Here is an 18206-nt window from a genome sequence, read left to right as displayed (position 1 = left end):
AAGGAGCGCAAAGTGTTAAACAAAGTTCTGCCGGTATTGCTGTTACTCTCCGCCCCCGTTCTGGCGGCTAAGCCGGTCCTCACGGTCTACACCTACGACTCCTTCTCTGCCGACTGGGGCCCTGGCCCGGCGGTAAAAAAAGCCTTTGAGGCGCAGTGCAACTGTGAGCTGAAATTCGTCACGCTGGAAGATGGCGTCTCGCTGCTGAACCGCGTGCGGATGGAAGGCAAAAACAGCAAAGCGGATCTGGTGCTGGGACTGGATAACAATCTGGTGCAGGCGGCGCAGAAAACCGGTCTGTTTGCTGAAAGTCAGGTCGACACCGCAAAACTTACCCTGCCTGGCGGCTGGCACGACACCACCTTTGTGCCGTTTGACTATGGCTACTTCGCCTTTGTCTATGACAAAACCCGGCTGAAAAACCCGCCCAGGAGCCTGAAAGAGCTGGTCGACAGCCCGGAAAAGTGGCGGGTAATCTACGAAGATCCCCGCACCAGTACCCCCGGCTTAGGCCTGCTGCTGTGGATGCAGAAGGTCTACGGCGACCAGGCTCCGCAGGCGTGGCAGAAGCTGGCGCAGAAAACCGTAACGGTGACCAAAGGCTGGAGTGAAGCCTATGGCCTGTTCCTGAAGGGCGAAGGCGATCTGGTGCTGAGTTACACCACCTCTCCGGCTTATCACATCATCGAAGAGAAAAAAGAGAACTACGCCGCCGCCCCGTTTGCCGAAGGACACTATCTGCAGGTGGAAGTGGCCGCACAGTTAGCCAGCAGCAAACAGCCTGCGCTGGCACAGCAGTTCATGCAGTTTATGGTCTCGCCTGCGTTCCAGCGCACCATTCCCACCGGCAACTGGATGTACCCGGTGATCGATACGCCGCTGCCTGCCGGTTTTGCCAGCCTGACGGTGCCGTCCACCGCCCTGCAGTTCTCGCCTGAAGAGGTGGCCACACAGCGTTCAGGCTGGATCAGCCAGTGGCAACGCGCCGTCAGCCGCTGATGCCGCGCTGGCTGATCCCCGGCTCGCTCGCCACGCTGCTGCTAACCGGCGTGGCGCTGCTGGCCTTTGGCGCACTCTGGATGGCCGCGCCAGGCCTGGAGTGGCGCAGCGTGCTGCAGGATGCGTATCTGCGGCACGTGATCGGCTTCTCTTTCGGTCAGGCGCTGCTCTCCGCCCTGCTCTCCCTGCTGCCTGCCGTGCCGCTGGCGCGTGCGCTCTATCGGCGCCGTTTTCCCGGCCGCCAGCTGCTGCTGCGTCTCTGTGCCATGACCCTGGTCCTGCCGGTACTGGTGGCGGTGTTTGGTCTGCTGACCGTCTATGGCCGCGTTGGCTGGCTGGCCCAGCTCTGTCAGCTGCTGGGCATCGGTTATCACTTCTCACCCTATGGTCTGCCGGGCATTTTGCTGGCGCACGTCTTCTTTAATCTGCCGCTGGCGACGCGTCTGATGCTGCAGGCGCTGGAGAGCATTCCGGCCGAGCAGCGTCAGCTCGCGGCGCAGCTCGACCTGCGCGGCTGGCACCATTTTCGCCTGCTGGAGTGGCCGTGGCTGCGGCGTCAGTTGCTGCCGACCGGTGCGCTGATCTTTATGCTCTGCTTTGCCAGCTTTGCCACCGTGCTGTCACTGGGGGGCGGGCCGCAGGCTACCACGCTCGAACTGGCGATTTTCCAGGCGCTGAGTTATGACTACGATCCGGGCCGTGCCGCGCTGCTGGCGCTGATTCAGCTCGGCTGCTGCCTGACGCTGGTGCTGCTCAGCCAGCGCTTCAGTAAGGCGATCCCCGCCGGCACCCGTCAGCTGAAGGGCTGGCGCGATCCGCAGGATTCGTGGGGCGCACAGCTCAGCGATGCGCTGCTTATCCTGCTGGCGCTGCTTCTGCTGCTGCCTCCGCTGGCGGCGGTAATTGTGGAGGGCCTGCATGGCGGAGTGCGCGGTGCGCTGGCTCAGCCTGCTCTCTGGCGGGCAACCCTGACCTCATTACGCATCGCCACCGGGGCCGGATTGATCTGCGTGGTACTGACCATGATGCAGCTCTGGAGCAGCCGCGAGCTGCGTCTGCGCCAGCATCCGGCGGCGGCCACGCTTATCGACACCAGTGGAATGCTGATTCTGGCGATGCCGGGCATTGTGCTCGCCACCGGCTTTTTCCTGCTGTTCAACGCCACCATCGGCCTGCCCGACTCCGCCGAAGGGCTGGTGATGTTTACCAATGCGCTGATCGCCATTCCCTATGCGCTGAAAGTGCTGGAAAACCCGATGCGCGACACCGCAGAGCGTTACGGCAGACTCTGCAATTCACTGGATATTCAGGGCTGGAACCGGCTGCGGCTGATCGAGTTGCGGGCGCTGAAACGTCCGCTGGCCCAGGCGCTGGCCTTTGCCTGCGTGCTGTCGATTGGTGATTTTGGCGTGGTGGCGCTGTTTGGCAGCGCCGACTTCCGCACGCTGCCGTTCTATCTCTATCAGCAGATAGGCGCCTATCGTGGCGCTGATGGTGCGGTCACCGCCCTGCTGCTGCTGCTGCTCTGCTTATTGCTGTTCACGCTAATGGAAAAATTACCGGGCCGCCATGCTGACTCTTGATAACCTTACCTATCTCTACCAGCATCTGCCGATGCGCTTCAGCTTCAGGGCCACACGCGGTGAACGCATCGCGATTCTCGGCCCCAGCGGCGCGGGTAAAAGCACCCTGCTGAGCCTGATTGCCGGTTTTCTGCCGGTGAATCAGGGCACCCTGCTGATTGACGGTCAGGAGCACACCCACACTGTCCCGGCCCGACGACCGGTCTCCATGCTGTTTCAGGAGAACAACCTGTTTCCGCACCTCAGCGTGCAGCAGAACATGGCGCTGGGGCTGCACCCGGGGCTACGACTCAGCGCGGAACAGCAGCGGCAGCTGACTGCGCTGGCTGAACAGGTGGGATTAGGCGATCTGCTGTCACGCCTGCCAGGCGAACTGTCGGGCGGCCAGCGCCAGCGCGTGGCGCTGGCCCGTTGCCTGCTGCGTGACCGTCCGGTGCTGCTGCTGGATGAGCCCTTTTCCGCGCTGGACCCCGCCCTGCGCGGCGAGATGCTTCAGCTGGTGCGTTCGGTGTGTGAGGCGCGCAGCATCACGCTGCTGATGGTGTCACACAGTCTGGAAGATGCGCAGCAGATCGCGCCGCGCAGCGTGGTGATTGTGGATGGCCGGGTTTACTGGGATGGCGAAACCCGACAGCTGCTGTCGGGCGACACGCGGGAGGCCGATGTACTCGGCATCCCGCGTCGTTAAGCGGCTCAGGCGATGAAAACCTGCCACAGCAGATGGCGGAAAACCGGCATCATCGGATGGAACTGGATCGCGACAAACGCCGCCACGGCGATCGCCAGCCCCAGCGGGCCAGCCCAGCGCAGGCGCTCCGGGGGCAGCCAGGCGGTGGCCCAGTCACGGCTTTTGCCACTGCGCCACCAGCGCCAGCCTAACCAGCCGCCAAGCCAGATCAGCAGCGCTGCGCCGAGTAACAGCCATTTAAAGCTGCCGCCCTGCGCCGCTTTTGGCACGTCAATCGCCACCCCGGCCAGAATGCCGGGCAGCAGATAGATCGGCGGCCAGAGAAGACAGCCAATGAGATTAGGCGGCAGAAATTTACGTACCGGCAGCTCCAGCATACCCGCCGCCAGCGGGATTAGCGGCCGCGTGGGGCCGACAAAACGTCCGACCAGGATGGTAAACATACTGTGCTGATGCAGGGCATGCTCGGTTTTATCCAGCAGGCCTTTGTACTTTTGCAGATACTTCCAGCGGTGCAGCGGTCCCTGGAATTTCCAGCCGATACCGTAGGAGACCCAGTCACCGATCAGGCAGCCCGCAAAGCCCGCCGCCCAGGCAGGATAAAGGCCAAGCTCGCCACTGCCGACCAGCGCGCCCAGGCTGGCCATCATCACCGTACCTGGCAGCAACAGCCCGACCAGCGCCAGCGACTCCAGAAACGTCACCAGCGCAACGGCAAACAGCGCCCACTCCAGGGACTGCGTAATCAGTTGTTGAATCCAGGCTTCCATAGTGGTCCTTAGTCAAAGCAGAAGGCTGGATTGTCCAGAGCCAGCCACACAGCGTCAAGGCAAGAATTGTAGGACAATGTTGACAAATCGTGGCGACAGGAACTGTATAAATATCCATGATATACTCAGGTTGTTTACTTATCCCTGAAACACGCCGTCCGGAGAACATCTGACTATGCCCCGCGCAGGTTTTCTGCTCACCCGCCACTGGCGCGACAGCCCGAATGGCACCGAAATTATCCTCTGGCTCGCCACCGATGCGGGCGCGCAGCGCGTGGTGCTGCCTGTGCAGGAGTCTGTCGCTTTTGTACCTGCGGAATATCAGGCGCAGATCAGCGAGCTGCAGAGAGAGGAACGCCAGCTGCGTATCCAGCCGCTGGCGCTGAAAGATTTTCGTCACCGTCCGGTGCTGGGCCTCTACTGCCAGCAGCATCGTCAGCTGCAGCGCATCGAAAAACGGCTGCGCGAACAGGGAATTCCGATCTACGAGGCGGATATCCGCCCGCCGGAACGCTATCTGATGGAGCGCTTTATTACCGCCCCCGTCTGGTTTGATGGCGAGCAGCAGGGCGACACGCTGGTCAATGCGCGGCTTAAGCCCCATCCCGACTATCGCCCGCCGCTGAAATGGGTCTCGCTGGATATTGAAACCACCCAGCATGGCGAGCTCTACTGCATCGGACTGGAGGGCTGCGGTCAGCGCCAGGTCTACATGCTCGGCCCGGCTAACGGCGATGCCAGCACGCTGGATTTCGACCTGATCTATCTCGACAGTCGGCCACAGCTGCTGGAAGCCCTGAACCAGTGGTTTGCAGAGCATGACCCGGATGTCCTGATTGGCTGGAACGTCGTGCAGTTTGACCTGCGGGTGCTGCAGAAGCATGCCGACCGCTACGGCATTCCGCTGCGTCTTGGCCGCCAGCAGACGGCGCTGGAGTGGCGGGAACATGGCTTCAAGCCGGGCGTTTTTTTCGCGCAGGCCAGCGGCCGCCTGATCATTGATGGCATCGACGCACTGAAGTCGGCGTTCTGGGATTTTCCGTCGTTCAGCCTGGAGTCGGTGTCGCAGCAGCTGCTGGGTGAAGGCAAAGCGATCGACAATCCCTGGCAGCGCATGGAGGAGATCAACTGGCGGTTTGCCAACGATAAACCGGCGCTGGCGCGCTACAACCTGAAAGATTGCGAACTGGTGACGCGCATCTTCCACAAAACGGCGATCATGCCGTTTCTGCTGGAGCGCGCGGCGGTCAATGGTCTGGCCGTGGACCGCCATGGCGGTTCGGTGGCGGCGTTCAGTCACCTCTATATTCCGCGCATGCACCGTGTCGGGTTTGTCGCGCCCAACATGGGTGAGGTGGCCCCGGAAGCGAGCCCGGGCGGTTATGTCATGGATTCGCGTCCCGGTCTCTACGACTCGGTGCTGGTGCTGGATTACAAAAGCCTCTATCCGTCGATTATCCGCACCTTCCTGATCGATCCGGTGGGCCTGGTGGAGGGTCTGGCCCATCCTGATGATGCGGATTCGGTTGCCGGTTTCCGGGAAGCGCGCTTCTCTCGCCACACTCACTGCCTGCCGGCGATGCTTGAACAGATCTGGCTGGGGCGCGAAGCGGCGAAAAAACAGAATAATCAGCCGCTGTCACAGGCACTGAAGATCATCATGAACGCCTTTTACGGTGTGCTGGGCACCAGCGCCTGCCGCTTCTTCGATCCGCGACTCGCCTCCTCAATTACCCTGCGCGGTCACGCCATCATGCAGCAGACCCGCGCGCTGATCGAAGCGGAAGGCTACGACGTCATCTATGGTGACACCGACTCCACCTTTGTCTGGCTGAAGTCGGCCCACGATGAGAAGCAGGCCGCTGCCATTGGTCATCAGCTGGTGCAGAAAGTGAATGCCTGGTGGCGCGATCACCTGCAGCAGACGCTGGGACTGACCAGCGCACTGGAACTGGAGTATGAAAACCACTTCTGCCGTTTTCTGATGCCGACCATTCGCGGCGCGGAACAGGGCAGCAAGAAACGCTACGCCGGACTGATTCGTGACGCCGACGGTGCGCGCATGGTCTTTAAGGGACTGGAGTCGGTGCGAACCGACTGGACGCCGCTGGCCAAAACATTTCAGCAGCAGCTCTACCACCGTATTTTCCACCGCGAGCCGTGGCAGGATTACATCCGGGAGACCGTGGCGCAGCTGCTGGCGGGCGAGCTGGACGATCAACTGATCTACAAAAAGCGCCTGCGGCGTCCGCTGAAGGAGTATGAACGAAATGTGCCCCCGCACGTGCGCGCCGCCCGGCTGGCTGATGAGCAGAATCGCAAACTGAACCGGCCACTGCAGTATCAGAACGGCGGCCGGATTCGTTACGTCATGGCTACGGCTGGCCCCGAACCGCTGGAGGCCCGCAGTACGCCGCTCGACTATGACCACTATGTGACGAAGCAGCTGCAGCCGGTGGCAGAGGGGATTCTGCCCTTTGTCGGAGGAGATTTTGCTACACTGATTACGGGGCAACTGGGGCTTTTTTGACAGGTGACGAATGCCCTGCCATCCAGTACCATAGCGCCCTTCCTGAAACTCACCGCTCTTATGCACGCTCCAGACCTTGTTGTCTGGCGGTAACGCTATTGCCTGAGATTCGGGAACACCTCTAAAAACGTTAAAATTCGAGCTAAAAATATATGGTTTTTACATTAGGTCAGCGCTGGATTAGTGATACGGAAAGTGAACTGGGACTGGGCACCGTGGTGGCGATCGATACCCGCATGATCACCCTGCTGTTTCCGGCCACGGGGGAAAACCGCCTCTACGCCCGCAACGATTCGCCGGTTACCCGCGTCATCTTTAACCCGGGTGATACCATCACCAGTCACGAAGGCTGGCAGATGCGCGTCGATGAAGTCCGCAACGAAAATGACCTGATGACCTATATCGGTACCCGACTGGATACTGAAGAAAGCGATGTGATCCTGCGTGAAGTGATGCTCGACAGCAAGCTGGTGTTCAGTAAGCCGCAGGATCGTCTGTTTGCCGGTCAGCTCGACCGTATGGACCGCTTTGCCCTGCGCTTCCGCGCACGCAAATACCAGAGTGAGCAATACCGTCTGCCGATCAGCGGGTTACGCGGCATGCGCACCAACCTGATCCCTCATCAGCTGCATATCGCACACGATGTGGGTCGTCGCCACGCGCCACGCGTACTGCTGGCCGATGAAGTGGGCCTGGGTAAAACCATTGAAGCCGGGATGATCATTCAGCAGCAGCTGCTGGCGGGTCGTGCCGAGCGGGTACTCATCGTGGTGCCTGAAACCTTACAGCATCAGTGGCTGGTCGAGATGCTGCGCCGCTTTAACCTGCGTTTCGCTCTGTTTGATGATGACCGCTACACCGAAGCGCAGCACGACAGCGATAACCCGTTTGAAACGGAACAGCTCATCATCTGTTCGCTCGACTTTGTTCGCCGTAACAAACAGCGCCTTGAACTGCTGGCCGATGCCGAATGGGATCTGCTGGTGGTGGATGAAGCGCACCACCTGGCCTGGTCCGAAGGCGAACCCAGCCGTGAATATCTGGTCATCGAAAAACTGGCTGAGAAAACGGCCGGGGTGCTGCTGCTGACGGCGACGCCGGAACAGCTCGGCATGGAGAGCCACTTTGCCCGTCTGCGCCTGCTCGATCCGGACCGTTTCCATGATTTTGCTGCCTTTGTTGAAGAGCAGCAGCATTTCCGTCCGATTGCTGATGCGGTAACAGCGCTGCTGGCTGACCAGGCGATTTCCCAGGAGGAGATGAACCGGATCAACGATCTGGTGGGCGAAGAGGATATCGAGCCGCTGCTGCAGGTCGCCAACAGCGATCGTGAGGGCAAGCTGGAGGCGCGTCAGGAGCTGATCGCCATGCTGATGGATCGCCACGGCACCAGCCGCGTCCTGTTCCGCAACACCCGTAACGGTGTAAAAGGTTTCCCGAAACGCGAACTGCATCAGATCCGTCTGCCACTGCCTGCGCAGTATCAGACGGCCATCAAAGTCTCCGGCATTATGGGCACGCGCAAAAGCGCCGAGGAGCGGGCGCGTGATCTGCTCTACCCGGAGCAGATTTATCAGGAGTTTGAAGGCGACAGCGGCACCTGGTGGAACTTCGATCCGCGTGTGGAATGGCTGATGGGCTATCTCACCAGCAACCGTAAAGAGAAAGTGCTGGTCATCTGCGCCAAAGCGGCCACGGCGCTGCAGCTGGAGCAGGTACTGCGCGAGCGCGAAGGCATCCGGGCGGCGGTGTTCCACGAAGGCCTGTCGATCATTGAGCGTGACCGGGCTGCCGCGTGGTTTGCCTCGGAAGAGAATGGCGCGCAGGTGCTGCTCTGCTCCGAAATCGGTTCTGAAGGCCGTAACTTCCAGTTTGCCAGCCGCCTGGTGATGTTCGACCTGCCCTTTAACCCGGATCTGCTGGAGCAGCGTATCGGCCGTCTGGACCGTATTGGTCAGGCGCACGATATTCAGATTCTGGTGCCGTGGCTGGAGCAGACTGCTCAGGCGGTGCTGCTGCGCTGGTATCATGAAGGTCTGGACGCGTTCGAGCACACCTGCCCGACCGGTCGTACCATCTACGACAGCGTGCATCAGCAGCTGATCGGCTATTTAGCCGCGCCGGAAAACAGTGAAGGCTTTGACAGCTTTATCGCGGAGTGCCGTAAACAGCACGAGGCGCTGAAATCGCAGCTGGAACAGGGCCGCGATCGTCTGCTGGAGCTGAACTCTAACGGCGGCGAATCGGCTCAGCTGCTGGCTAACGCCATCAGCGAGCAGGATAACGACACTGGTCTGGTGAACTTCGCGCTGAACCTGTTTGATATTGTCGGTATCAATCAGGAAGACCGCAGCGATAACCTGATTGTGCTGACCCCTTCCGACCACATGCTGGTGCCCGATTTCCCTGGCCTGCCGGAAGATGGCTGCACCATCACGTTCAACCGCGATCAGGCGCTCTCCCGCGAGGATACCCAGTTCATCACCTGGGAACATCCGCTGATCCGTAACGGCCTGGATCTGATCCTGTCGGGTGACACCGGCAGCTCCGCGCTGTCACTGCTGAAGAACAAAGCGCTGCCGGTGGGCACGCTGCTGGTTGAGCTGATCTATGTGGTGGAAGCGCAGGCACCGAAGCATCTGCAGCTGACCCGCTTCCTGCCACCGACGCCTGTCCGTCTGCTGCTCGATCGCAACGGCACCAACCTGGCCGGGAAAGTGGAGTTCGAAAGCTTTAACCGCCAGCTGAATGCGGTTAACCGCCATACCGCCAGCAAACTGGTCAATGCGGTGCAGCAGGATGTGCATGCGATCCTCACCCAGGGTGAAGAGAGCGTGGTCAGCGAGGCACGTGCGGTGATTGAAGCGGCGCGGGCCGAGGCGAATGAAAAGCTGGGCGCAGAGCTTTCCCGTCTCAACGCGCTGAAAGCGGTGAACCCGAACATCCGTGAAGATGAGATCGAGGCGCTGGAAAGCAACCGTGAACAGGTGCTGGAAAGCCTGGATCAGGCCAACTGGCGTCTCGACGCGCTGCGCCTGATTGTGGTGACTCACCAGTAAGCTCAGGGGCCTTCCGGCCCCTTATTTTTGGAAAGCCCTATGGAACCTTACAATCCACCGCGTGAACCCTGGCTGCACATCCTTTATCAGGATGCGCATATCATGGTGGTGAATAAACCCAGCGGTCTGCTCTCGGTACCCGGTCGGCTGGATGAGCACAAAGATAGCGTGATGACGCGGATACAGCGTGATTTTCCGCAGGCGGAATCGGTTCACCGGCTGGATATGGCGACCAGTGGTGTGATGGTCGTCGCCCTGACCAAGGCGGCTGAGCGTGAGCTGAAACGGCAGTTTCGCGAGCGGGAACCCGCCAAGACCTACGTGGCCTGCATCTGGGGTCATCCGGAGAAGGAGGAGGGAGTGGTTGATCTGCCGCTGATTTGCGACTGGCCCAATCGTCCGAAGCAGATGGTCTGCTTCGAGAACGGCAAAGCCGCGCAGACGGAGTATCAGGTGCTGGAATATCGTGCGGATAACAGTGCGCGCGTTTCGCTGAAGCCGATTACCGGCCGCTCGCACCAGCTGCGGGTGCATATGCTGGCCCTGGGCCATCCGATTCTGGGCGACAACTTCTATGCCCATCCGGACGCCAGGGCGATGGCACCGCGCCTGCTGCTGCACGCGGAGTCACTAACTATCACCCATCCGGCATTCGGTAATGCCATGACGTTTCGTCAGCCCGCCGATTTTTAAGGGGGGCGGTACGCCTGGCCGCCTCCTTCTGAGAGGCGGAGAGAGGCGCGATTACTTAAAGCCTTTTTCTTTGCGAATCAGATCGTACGCCGCCTGAATTTCCTGCGCCTTCTGCTTCGCCATCTCCATCATCTCTGGCGGCAGCCCCTTCGCCACCAGCTTGTCGGGATGATGCTCGCTCATCAGCTTGCGGTATGCGCGCTTGATGGTGGTGGCGTCATCGCTGCTCTTCACACCCAGCACGCTGCAGGCATCTTCCAGCGTTGGTCCACGTTGCGCCTGCTGAAAGCCACCATTGCCACTGCGCTGTCCGCCGCCGAACTGCTGGCCGCCTTCCATCATGCGCAGGAACTGATCGAACTGAACGCGTGAAATGCCCAGCTCCTCGGCGATGACATAGAGCACCTGCCGCTCATTGGGATGCAGGGAACCGTCGGCAAAGGCAGCCTGAATCTGAATTTCCAGGAACATGCGAATCAGATCGAACCGGCCAAAACAGGCGCTGCGCAGTTCCCGCAGTTTGCTGCGTAACGGGTAATCTGCCTGCTTGCCTTCGCGAAATGCGCGCTGGGCGGCGGTGCGCGAGTCACCGTGCAGCTGCATCCGCTCCATGAGCAGCGATGCAATCTGAATATCCGCTTCGGTAACGCGCCCTTTTGACTTGGTCAGATGGCCCATGACCTGAAAGGTGGTGCTGAAAAACAGCGTCTGTCGGGTCTGATTATTTGAGAAGTAAGCCTTGCCTTGCGCGCCGCGCACTTTGTCAAACATATGGCCAATGATCAAACCGATCACAATACCCCAGAAGCCTGCACCGGAAAGTAATCCCAGCGCCAGACCCACAACTTTTCCCCAGTAGCGCATAAACTCCTCAATTCGCCATGCTTGCGGCTGAAAATTGCATTATCATACCTGTCATTTATCTCAGCGCCTAACGGCAACGCTGACTGACCAGGATTAACACTGGCGCAACGCCGGGCAGTAAGTTAGTCTCTGACCCGATTGTCGGCATGATGCCAGTTTTCATGGAATTCTCGATACCGCGTATGAAAAAACATATACCTACCCTGCTGGCCACACTGATCGGCGCAGCCATTAGCCAGCAAGCCGTTGCCGACGATCTGATGTCGCAGTGTATGTTAGGCGTGCCGAGTTACAACCGCCCGCTGGTGAATGGCGATACCAATCAGCTGCCTGTCACCATTCACTCCGACGCTGCCAAAGGGAACTATCCCGATGATGCGGTCTTCACAGGCAATGTGAATATCGAGCAGGGCAACAGCCGTATGCAGGCCGATGAAGTTCAGCTTCATCAGCGTCAGCAGGAGGGCCAGACCACGCCGGTTCGTACCGTCGATGCCCTGGGTAATGTGCATTACGACGATAACCAGGTCATCCTGAAAGGTCCGAAAGCCTGGTCTAATCTGAACAGTAAAGATACCAACGTCTGGAACGGTCAGTACCAGATGGTGGATCGTCAGGGTCGCGGCACCGCCGATCAGATGAAACTGCGCGGTGATAACCGCTACACCATTCTGGAGAATGGCACCTTTACCTCCTGTCTGCCCGGCTCCAACAGCTGGAGCGTGGTCGGTTCCGAAGTGATTCAGGACCGTGAAGAGGAAGTGGCCGAGATCTGGAACGCCCGCTTTAAACTCGGTTCCGTTCCGGTGTTCTACAGTCCCTATCTGCAGTTACCGATTGGCGACCGTCGTCGCTCCGGCTTCCTGATCCCGAATGCCAAATATGGCAGCAACAACGGCTTTGAGTTCATCCTGCCCTACTACTGGAACATCGCGCCGCAGGCCGATGCCACCATTACGCCGCACTACATCAGCAAGCGCGGCATGAAGTTTGAGAATGAATTCCGTTATCTGACAGAGCTGGGCGCAGGTCTGATGGAGTTCGACTACCTCGGCTCAGACAAGCAGTACGACAAAGATAAAGCGCTGCGCGGCATCGCCGAAGATGACAGCTCCGATCGCTGGCTGTTCTACTGGCGTCATGCAGGCGTCTACGATCAGCACTGGCGCTTTAACGCGGACTACACCAAAGTCAGCGATAAGTACTACTTCAACGACCTCGACTCGAAGTACTACAGCTCGACCGACAACTACGCCACGCAGAAATTCAGTATTGGCTACGCGGACACCAACTGGGATGCCACGCTTTCCACCAAAGATTTCCAGGTGTTCGGCGACAACAGCAGCAACAACGTCTATCGCGCCATGCCGCAGCTGGACGTCAATCTCTATCAGAATGACATCGGTCCGTTTGATGGCCGGATCTATGCGCAGGCGGTGAAATTTACCAACGTCAGCGATCGCTATCCTGAAGCGACCCGTTTGCACGTTGAGCCAACGCTGAACCTGCCGCTGTCTAACGGCTGGGCCAGCCTGGATACCGAAGCGAAATTCCTGGCAACCCACTACCAGCAGACCAATGTTGATTACTACAACAACAACTTTGCGAATCGCAACGGCAAAAGTGGCGATCTGGATGAGTCGGTAAACCGCACCCTGCCGCAGTTTAAAGTCGATGGCCGTCTGGTCTTTGACCGCGATATGGACTCCGCGGCGGGCTACACCCAGACGCTGGAGCCGCGGGTGCAGTACCTCTATATCCCGTACCGCAATCAGAGCAACATCTATCCATACGACTCAACGTTGCTGCAGACCGACTACACCGGCCTGTTCCGCGACCGCACCTACAGCGGCCTGGATCGTATCGCCTCGGCTAACGAAGTGGCCACCGGTGTTACCACACGCATTTATGATGCCGATCTGGTTGAACGTTTTAACGTTTCTGTAGGTCAAATCTACTCGTTTACCCCTTCTCGTACTGGTGTGAATCAGACCAGTAAAGAAGATGATACCGGCAGCCTGATCTGGGCTGGCGATACATACTGGAAAATCAGCGATCGCTGGGGCGTCCGGGGTGGGTTGCAGTATGACACCAAACTCGACAACGTTTCCCAGGGCAATACCGTACTGGAATATCGTCGTGATGCCGATCGCATGGTGCAGCTGAGCTACCGTTACAGCAGCCCGGAATATGTCGCAACCGCGCTGAACGACAGCAGCCTGGTGACCAATCCTATCTTCAAAAATGGGATTTCACAGGTGGGCACCACGGCCAGCTGGCCGATTGCGGATGCATGGTCCGTGGTAGGCGCGTACTACTACGATACCCGCAACAGCCGTCCGGCTTCGCAGCTGGTAGGCCTGCAATACAGCTCATGCTGTTATGCCATTCGGGTCGGTTACGAACGCAAAATTAACGGTTGGGAAAACGACGACAGTAAATATGACAACCAAATCTCATTCAACATTGAGCTGCGTGGTCTGAGCTCCAACTATGGCTTAGGCACCAACGATATGCTGCGTCAGGGGATTATCCCTTACCAGCCCGCTTTCTGATGTTGTGATGTTTGACAGGCAATCCCGCAGTGCGGAACCAACAATGGATAAAGTATGAAGAACTGGAGAATGCTGATTCTTGGTGTGGCAATCAGTGCCAACACCGCGTTCGCAGCACCACAAGTCGTTGATAAAGTTGCCGCCGTGGTCAATAACGGCGTGGTTCTTGAGAGTGACGTGGACGGCATGATGGGCACGGTGAAATCTCAGGCCCGGCAGGCAGGTCAGCAGTTGCCAGATGATAAAACGCTGCGCCATCAGATTCTGGAACGCCAGATCATGGACAACATCATTCTGCAGATGGGTGAAAAAGCGGGGATCCAGATCAGCGATGAGCAGCTGGACCAGGCGATTAAGAACATCGCCGCACAGAACCGCATGACGCTGGATCAGCTGCGCAGTCGTCTGGCTTATGACGGCATGAACTATGGCGTCTATCGCTCACAGATCCGCAAAGAGATGATGATTGCCGAAGTCCGCAACAATGAAGTGCGTCGTCGCGTGACCATCCTGCCGCAGGAAGTGGATACGCTTTCAACCCAGATTGCCGCCCAGAACAGCCAGGGAACCGAGCTGAACATCAGCCACATTCTGCTGCCGCTGCCGGAAAACCCGACGCAACAGCAGGTCGATGAGCAGGAAACGCTGGCGAAACAGCTGGTTGGCGAACTGAAAAATGGTGCGGATTTCGGCAAGATGGCCGTGACCTACTCGGCCGACTCGCAGGCGCTGAAAGGCGGTAACATGGGCTGGGGTAAAATTGAAGAGTTACCGACCCTGTTTGCCCAGGCGCTGGCAACGGCGAAAAAAGGCGACATCGTCGGGCCGGTGCGTTCAGGTGTGGGCTTCCATATCCTGAAAGTGAACGACCTGCGTGGCGAAAGTAAGAACGTCTCGGTCACTGAGGTGCACGCCCGTCATATTCTGCTGAAACCATCGCCGATTCTCACTGACGATCAGGCCAGGGCGCAGCTGGAACAGATCGCGGCCGATATCCGCAGCGGAAAAACCACCTTTGCCGCCGCGGCCAAACAGTACTCTGACGACCCGGGATCGGCGAATCAGGGTGGCGATCTCGGCTGGACCTCTCCGGAAGTCTTTGATCCCGCCTTCCGCGATGCGCTGCTGCGTCTGCAGAAAGGCCAGACCAGCCAGCCGGTGCACTCCTCTTTCGGCTGGCATCTGATTCAGCTGCTGGATACCCGCCAGGTGGACAAAACCGACGTGGCCCAGAAAGAGCGCGCTTATCGCATGCTGTTTAACCGTAAATTTGCTGAAGAAGCGCAGACCTGGATGCAGGAACAGCGCGCCAGTGCTTATGTGAAGATTCTGGATGGCAATGCACAGTAACCAGCGTGTGGTGATCACTCCCGGCGAGCCCGCCGGGATTGGTCCCGATCTCACCGTTCAGCTGGCTCAGCACGCCTGGCCGGTTGAACTCGTCGTCTGCGCCTCCCCTGCCCTGTTGCAGCAGCGGGCAGCGCAGCTCGGTCTGCCGCTGACCCTGCGTCACTACCAGCCTGAGGCGGACCCCGTGCCGCAGCAGGCGGGGACGCTGACCATTCTGCCGATTGAGACGGCACAGCCGGTCACGCCAGGCGAACTCTGTGTCGCTAACGGTGATTATGTGCTGGCCACGCTGGCCCGCGCCTGTGACGGCTGTCTGCAGGGTGAATTTGCGGCGCTGATTACCGGTCCGGTGCACAAAGGCGTGATTAACGATGCCGGTATCGCCTTTACCGGCCATACCGAATTCTTCGCCGACCGCGCAGGCGGTCATCGCGTGGTAATGATGCTGGCAACCGAAGCGCTGCGTGTGGCACTGGCCACCACGCATCTGCCGCTGAAAGAGGTGCCTGCGGCGGTCACCCGCGAATGCCTGCATGAAGTGATCACCATTCTTCATCGTGATCTGCAGCAGAAGTTCGCCATTGCCGAGCCGCATATCTATGTCTGTGGTCTTAACCCCCACGCCGGTGAAGGCGGTCATATGGGACGGGAAGAGATCGAGACGATTACGCCGGCCCTCAATGAACTGCGTCAGCAGGGCATTAAACTGACCGGCCCGCTGCCTGCGGATACGCTGTTCCAGCCCAAATATCTGCAAAACGCCGATGCGGTGCTGGCGATGTATCACGACCAGGGCCTGCCGGTACTGAAGTTTCAGGGGTTTGGTCGCGCGGTAAATATTACCCTGGGCCTGCCCTTTATCCGGACCTCCGTTGACCACGGCACCGCGCTTGAACTCGCCGGGCTGGGTCAGGCGGAACCGGGCAGCTTTATCACGGCGCTTAACCTCGCCATCACTATGATCAAGAGCAGTAATGAATAATCGCGTCCATCAGGGGCACTACGCCCGTAAACGTTTCGGGCAGAACTTCCTGAACGATCAGTACATTATCGACAGCATTGTCTCCGCCATTCATCCCCAGCGCGATGAAGCACTGGTGGAGATTGGCCCTGGCCTCGGCGCCTTAACCGAGCCGGTGGGCGAACGCCTCGATAGCTTAACGGTGGTGGAGCTGGACCGCGATCTCGCGGCGCGTCTGCAAACGCATCCGTTCCTTGGCCCGAAACTGACCATCTTCCAGCAGGATGCCATGACCTTCGACTTTGCCGCGCTGGCACAGGAGAGAGGCCAGCCACTGCGGGTATTTGGTAACCTGCCTTACAATATTTCGACCCCGCTGATGTTCCACCTTTTCAGCTATACTGGTTCGATCAAAGATATGCACTTCATGCTGCAGAAAGAGGTAGTTAACCGTCTGGTTGCGGGCCCGGGCAGCAAAGCGTATGGTCGCCTGACGGTGATGGCGCAATATTACTGCCAGGTTATTCCGGTGCTGGAAGTGCCGCCACACGCCTTCACGCCGCCACCGAAAGTGGACTCGGCTGTCGTGCGTCTGGTGCCGTTTGCCGAGCCACCGCATCCGGTCAGCGACGTGCGTATCCTGAGCCGTATCACGACAGAAGCCTTTGGTCAGCGCCGTAAAACATTGCGCAACAGCCTGAACCACATGGTGGCGGCGGGTGCGCTGGAAGAGTTATCCATTGATCCTGGTCTGCGTGCTGAAAACGTCTCGGTCGCGCAATATTGTCAGCTGGCTAACTGGCTGGCGACGCATCAGGGAAAATCGCAGGAGTAAGTCATGAGTGAAACGGCCCGCGTCTCCGTTCATGTGCAAAGCCAGTACGTCGCCTCCCAGTCCTCGCCGGATGAGGATCGCTACGTCTTCGCCTATACCATTACGATACGCAATCTGGGCCGTTCCGCCGTGCAGCTGCTGGGGCGTTACTGGCTGATTACCAACGGTAACGGCCGCGAAACAGAAGTTCAGGGCGAAGGCGTGGTCGGTGAGCAGCCGCTTATCCCGCCGGGCAACGAATTCCAGTACACCAGTGGTGCTGTCATCGAAACGCCGATGGGCACCATGCAGGGACACTACGTGATGGTCGACGATCAGGGCGACACCTTTCACGTTGAAATCCCGGTGTTCCGCCTCGCCATCCAGACGCACATTCACTGATTTTCACGCCTTTTGCCCGATACGTCGGGCACATTCCCGATGGATAAAACGTTATGAGCACATACCTGATTGGCGACGTCCATGGTTGCTACGATGAATTACGTGCCTTGCTGCAGCAGGTCGATTTCAATCCCGAGCATGACACGCTGTGGCTGACCGGTGACCTGGTGGCGCGCGGTCCCGGCTCACTGGAGGTCCTGCGCTATGTGAAGTCACTGGGCGACGCCGTGCGCCTGGTGCTGGGCAACCACGATTTACATCTGCTGGCGGTCTATGCCGGAATCAGCCGTAACAAGCCTAAAGATCGCCTCACCACCCTGCTGGAAGCGGACGATGCTGATGAGCTGATCAACTGGCTGCGCCGGCAGCCGCTGCTGCAGGTGGATGAAGAGAAAAAGCTGGTCATGGGACACGCCGGTATCACGCCTCAGTGGGATATCGACACCGCGAAAAAATGTGCGCGGGAAGTGGAAGCGGTGCTCGCCAGCGACAGTTATCCGCTGTTCCTGGATGCGATGTATGGCGATATGCCAAATAACTGGAGCGAAGATCTGACCGGTCTGGCCCGACTGCGCTTCAGCACCAATGCCTTTACCCGTATGCGCTACTGCTTCCCCAATGGTCAGCTGGACATGATCTGCAAAGATGCCCCTGAATCGGCGCTGCCACCGCTGAAGCCCTGGTTCAACATCGACGGACCGGTCGCCCGGGACTACACCATCGTTTTCGGTCACTGGGCTTCACTGGAAGGCAAAGGCACGCCAGAGGGAATTATCGGCCTGGATACCGGCTGCTGCTGGGGCGGCGCGCTGACCCTGCTGCACTGGGAAGAGCAGCGCTATGTGGTTCAGCCCTCTAACCGCGAAAAAGCGCTCGACTCCAGCGAAAGTCTGGCGCCTCCGGCGCTATAACCCTGAGGCTGGCCTGGCGGCCAGCCT

The 18206-nt window shown here is 59.1% G+C and carries 14 protein-coding genes; 12 read left to right on the top strand and 2 right to left on the bottom strand.

All coding sequences use genetic code 11. The features are described from left to right. The first annotated feature begins 12 nt into the window (after positions 1-12). The 3 genes from thiB to thiQ are packed head-to-tail and all read left to right on the top strand — an operon-like array spanning position 13 to position 3270. Positions 13-999 carry a thiamine ABC transporter substrate binding subunit gene (thiB, locus tag AC6I7A_RS03055; RefSeq protein WP_058957740.1) on the top strand — a complete coding sequence of 329 codons (987 nt, stop codon included), beginning with the start codon at positions 13-15 and terminating at the stop codon, positions 997-999. Next, positions 975-2582, top strand: coding sequence for a thiamine/thiamine pyrophosphate ABC transporter permease ThiP (gene thiP, locus AC6I7A_RS03050; RefSeq protein WP_072215506.1), 1608 nt, complete (start codon positions 975-977; stop codon positions 2580-2582). Before thiB ends, thiP begins: the two co-directional genes overlap by 25 nt. Further along, positions 2569-3270 carry a thiamine ABC transporter ATP-binding protein ThiQ gene (thiQ, locus tag AC6I7A_RS03045; RefSeq protein ID WP_009092175.1) on the top strand — a complete coding sequence of 234 codons (702 nt, stop codon included), beginning with the start codon at positions 2569-2571 and terminating at the stop codon, positions 3268-3270. The genes thiP and thiQ overlap by 14 nt, the downstream gene beginning before the upstream one ends. Before the next feature lie 5 nt (positions 3271-3275). Here thiQ and AC6I7A_RS03040 read toward each other — a convergent pair whose 3' ends face one another. Next, positions 3276-4040, bottom strand: a complete 765-nt coding sequence (locus AC6I7A_RS03040; protein ID WP_058957741.1) for a DedA family protein — start codon at positions 4038-4040, stop codon at positions 3276-3278. 169 nt (positions 4041-4209) lie between these two features. On the opposite strand from AC6I7A_RS03040, the gene polB reads away from it, so the two are divergent. The 3 genes from polB to rluA all read left to right on the top strand — a co-directional run bounded on the left by polB (position 4210) and on the right by rluA (position 10322). Next, the gene (polB, locus tag AC6I7A_RS03035; protein ID WP_153009212.1) at positions 4210-6570 is read left to right on the top strand and encodes a DNA polymerase II; all 2361 of its coding nucleotides are present in this window, start codon (positions 4210-4212) and stop codon (positions 6568-6570) included. 152 nt (positions 6571-6722) lie between these two features. Continuing rightward, positions 6723-9629 (top strand): RNA polymerase-associated protein RapA, encoded by a 2907-nt coding sequence (rapA, locus tag AC6I7A_RS03030; protein ID WP_009092181.1) that lies wholly within the window; start codon positions 6723-6725, stop codon positions 9627-9629. 39 nt (positions 9630-9668) lie between these two features. After that, positions 9669-10322 (top strand): bifunctional tRNA pseudouridine(32) synthase/23S rRNA pseudouridine(746) synthase RluA, encoded by a 654-nt coding sequence (rluA, locus tag AC6I7A_RS03025; RefSeq protein WP_009092184.1) that lies wholly within the window; start codon positions 9669-9671, stop codon positions 10320-10322. A gap of 51 nt (positions 10323-10373) precedes the next feature. Here rluA and djlA read toward each other — a convergent pair whose 3' ends face one another. After that, a complete protein-coding gene (gene djlA, locus AC6I7A_RS03020; protein ID WP_009092186.1) occupies positions 10374-11186 on the bottom strand; it encodes a co-chaperone DjlA in 813 nt (270 codons plus the stop codon). A gap of 182 nt (positions 11187-11368) precedes the next feature. On the opposite strand from djlA, the gene lptD reads away from it, so the two are divergent. From lptD to apaH, 6 genes are read left to right on the top strand one after another with little or no spacing between them, the layout of a single operon-like run. Continuing rightward, positions 11369-13741, top strand: coding sequence for an LPS assembly protein LptD (gene lptD, locus AC6I7A_RS03015; protein WP_058957743.1), 2373 nt, complete (start codon positions 11369-11371; stop codon positions 13739-13741). A 54-nt stretch (positions 13742-13795) separates the two neighbouring features. Then, positions 13796-15091, top strand: coding sequence for a peptidylprolyl isomerase SurA (surA, locus tag AC6I7A_RS03010; protein WP_058957744.1), 1296 nt, complete (start codon positions 13796-13798; stop codon positions 15089-15091). Beyond that, on the top strand, positions 15081-16073 hold the full coding sequence (gene pdxA, locus AC6I7A_RS03005; RefSeq protein WP_009092191.1) for a 4-hydroxythreonine-4-phosphate dehydrogenase PdxA: 993 nt from the start codon (positions 15081-15083) through the stop codon (positions 16071-16073). The genes surA and pdxA overlap by 11 nt, the downstream gene beginning before the upstream one ends. Then, the gene (gene rsmA, locus AC6I7A_RS03000) at positions 16066-16887 is read left to right on the top strand and encodes a 16S rRNA (adenine(1518)-N(6)/adenine(1519)-N(6))-dimethyltransferase RsmA (protein WP_009092193.1); all 822 of its coding nucleotides are present in this window, start codon (positions 16066-16068) and stop codon (positions 16885-16887) included. Before pdxA ends, rsmA begins: the two co-directional genes overlap by 8 nt. Before the next feature lie 3 nt (positions 16888-16890). Continuing rightward, a complete protein-coding gene (gene apaG / locus AC6I7A_RS02995) occupies positions 16891-17268 on the top strand; it encodes a Co2+/Mg2+ efflux facilitator ApaG/CorD (RefSeq protein WP_009092195.1) in 378 nt (125 codons plus the stop codon). Positions 17269-17321: 53 nt separating this feature from the next. Next, entirely contained in the window at positions 17322-18179 is an 858-nt protein-coding gene (apaH, locus tag AC6I7A_RS02990) for a bis(5'-nucleosyl)-tetraphosphatase (symmetrical) ApaH (RefSeq protein ID WP_009092197.1), read from the top strand. Positions 18180-18206: the final 27 nt, after the last annotated feature.

It is taken from the genome of Type-F symbiont of Plautia stali (assembly GCF_059731105.1).
The sequence above is the reverse complement of the archived record's forward strand: the minus strand, read 5'-3'. Positions and strand labels throughout refer to the sequence as shown.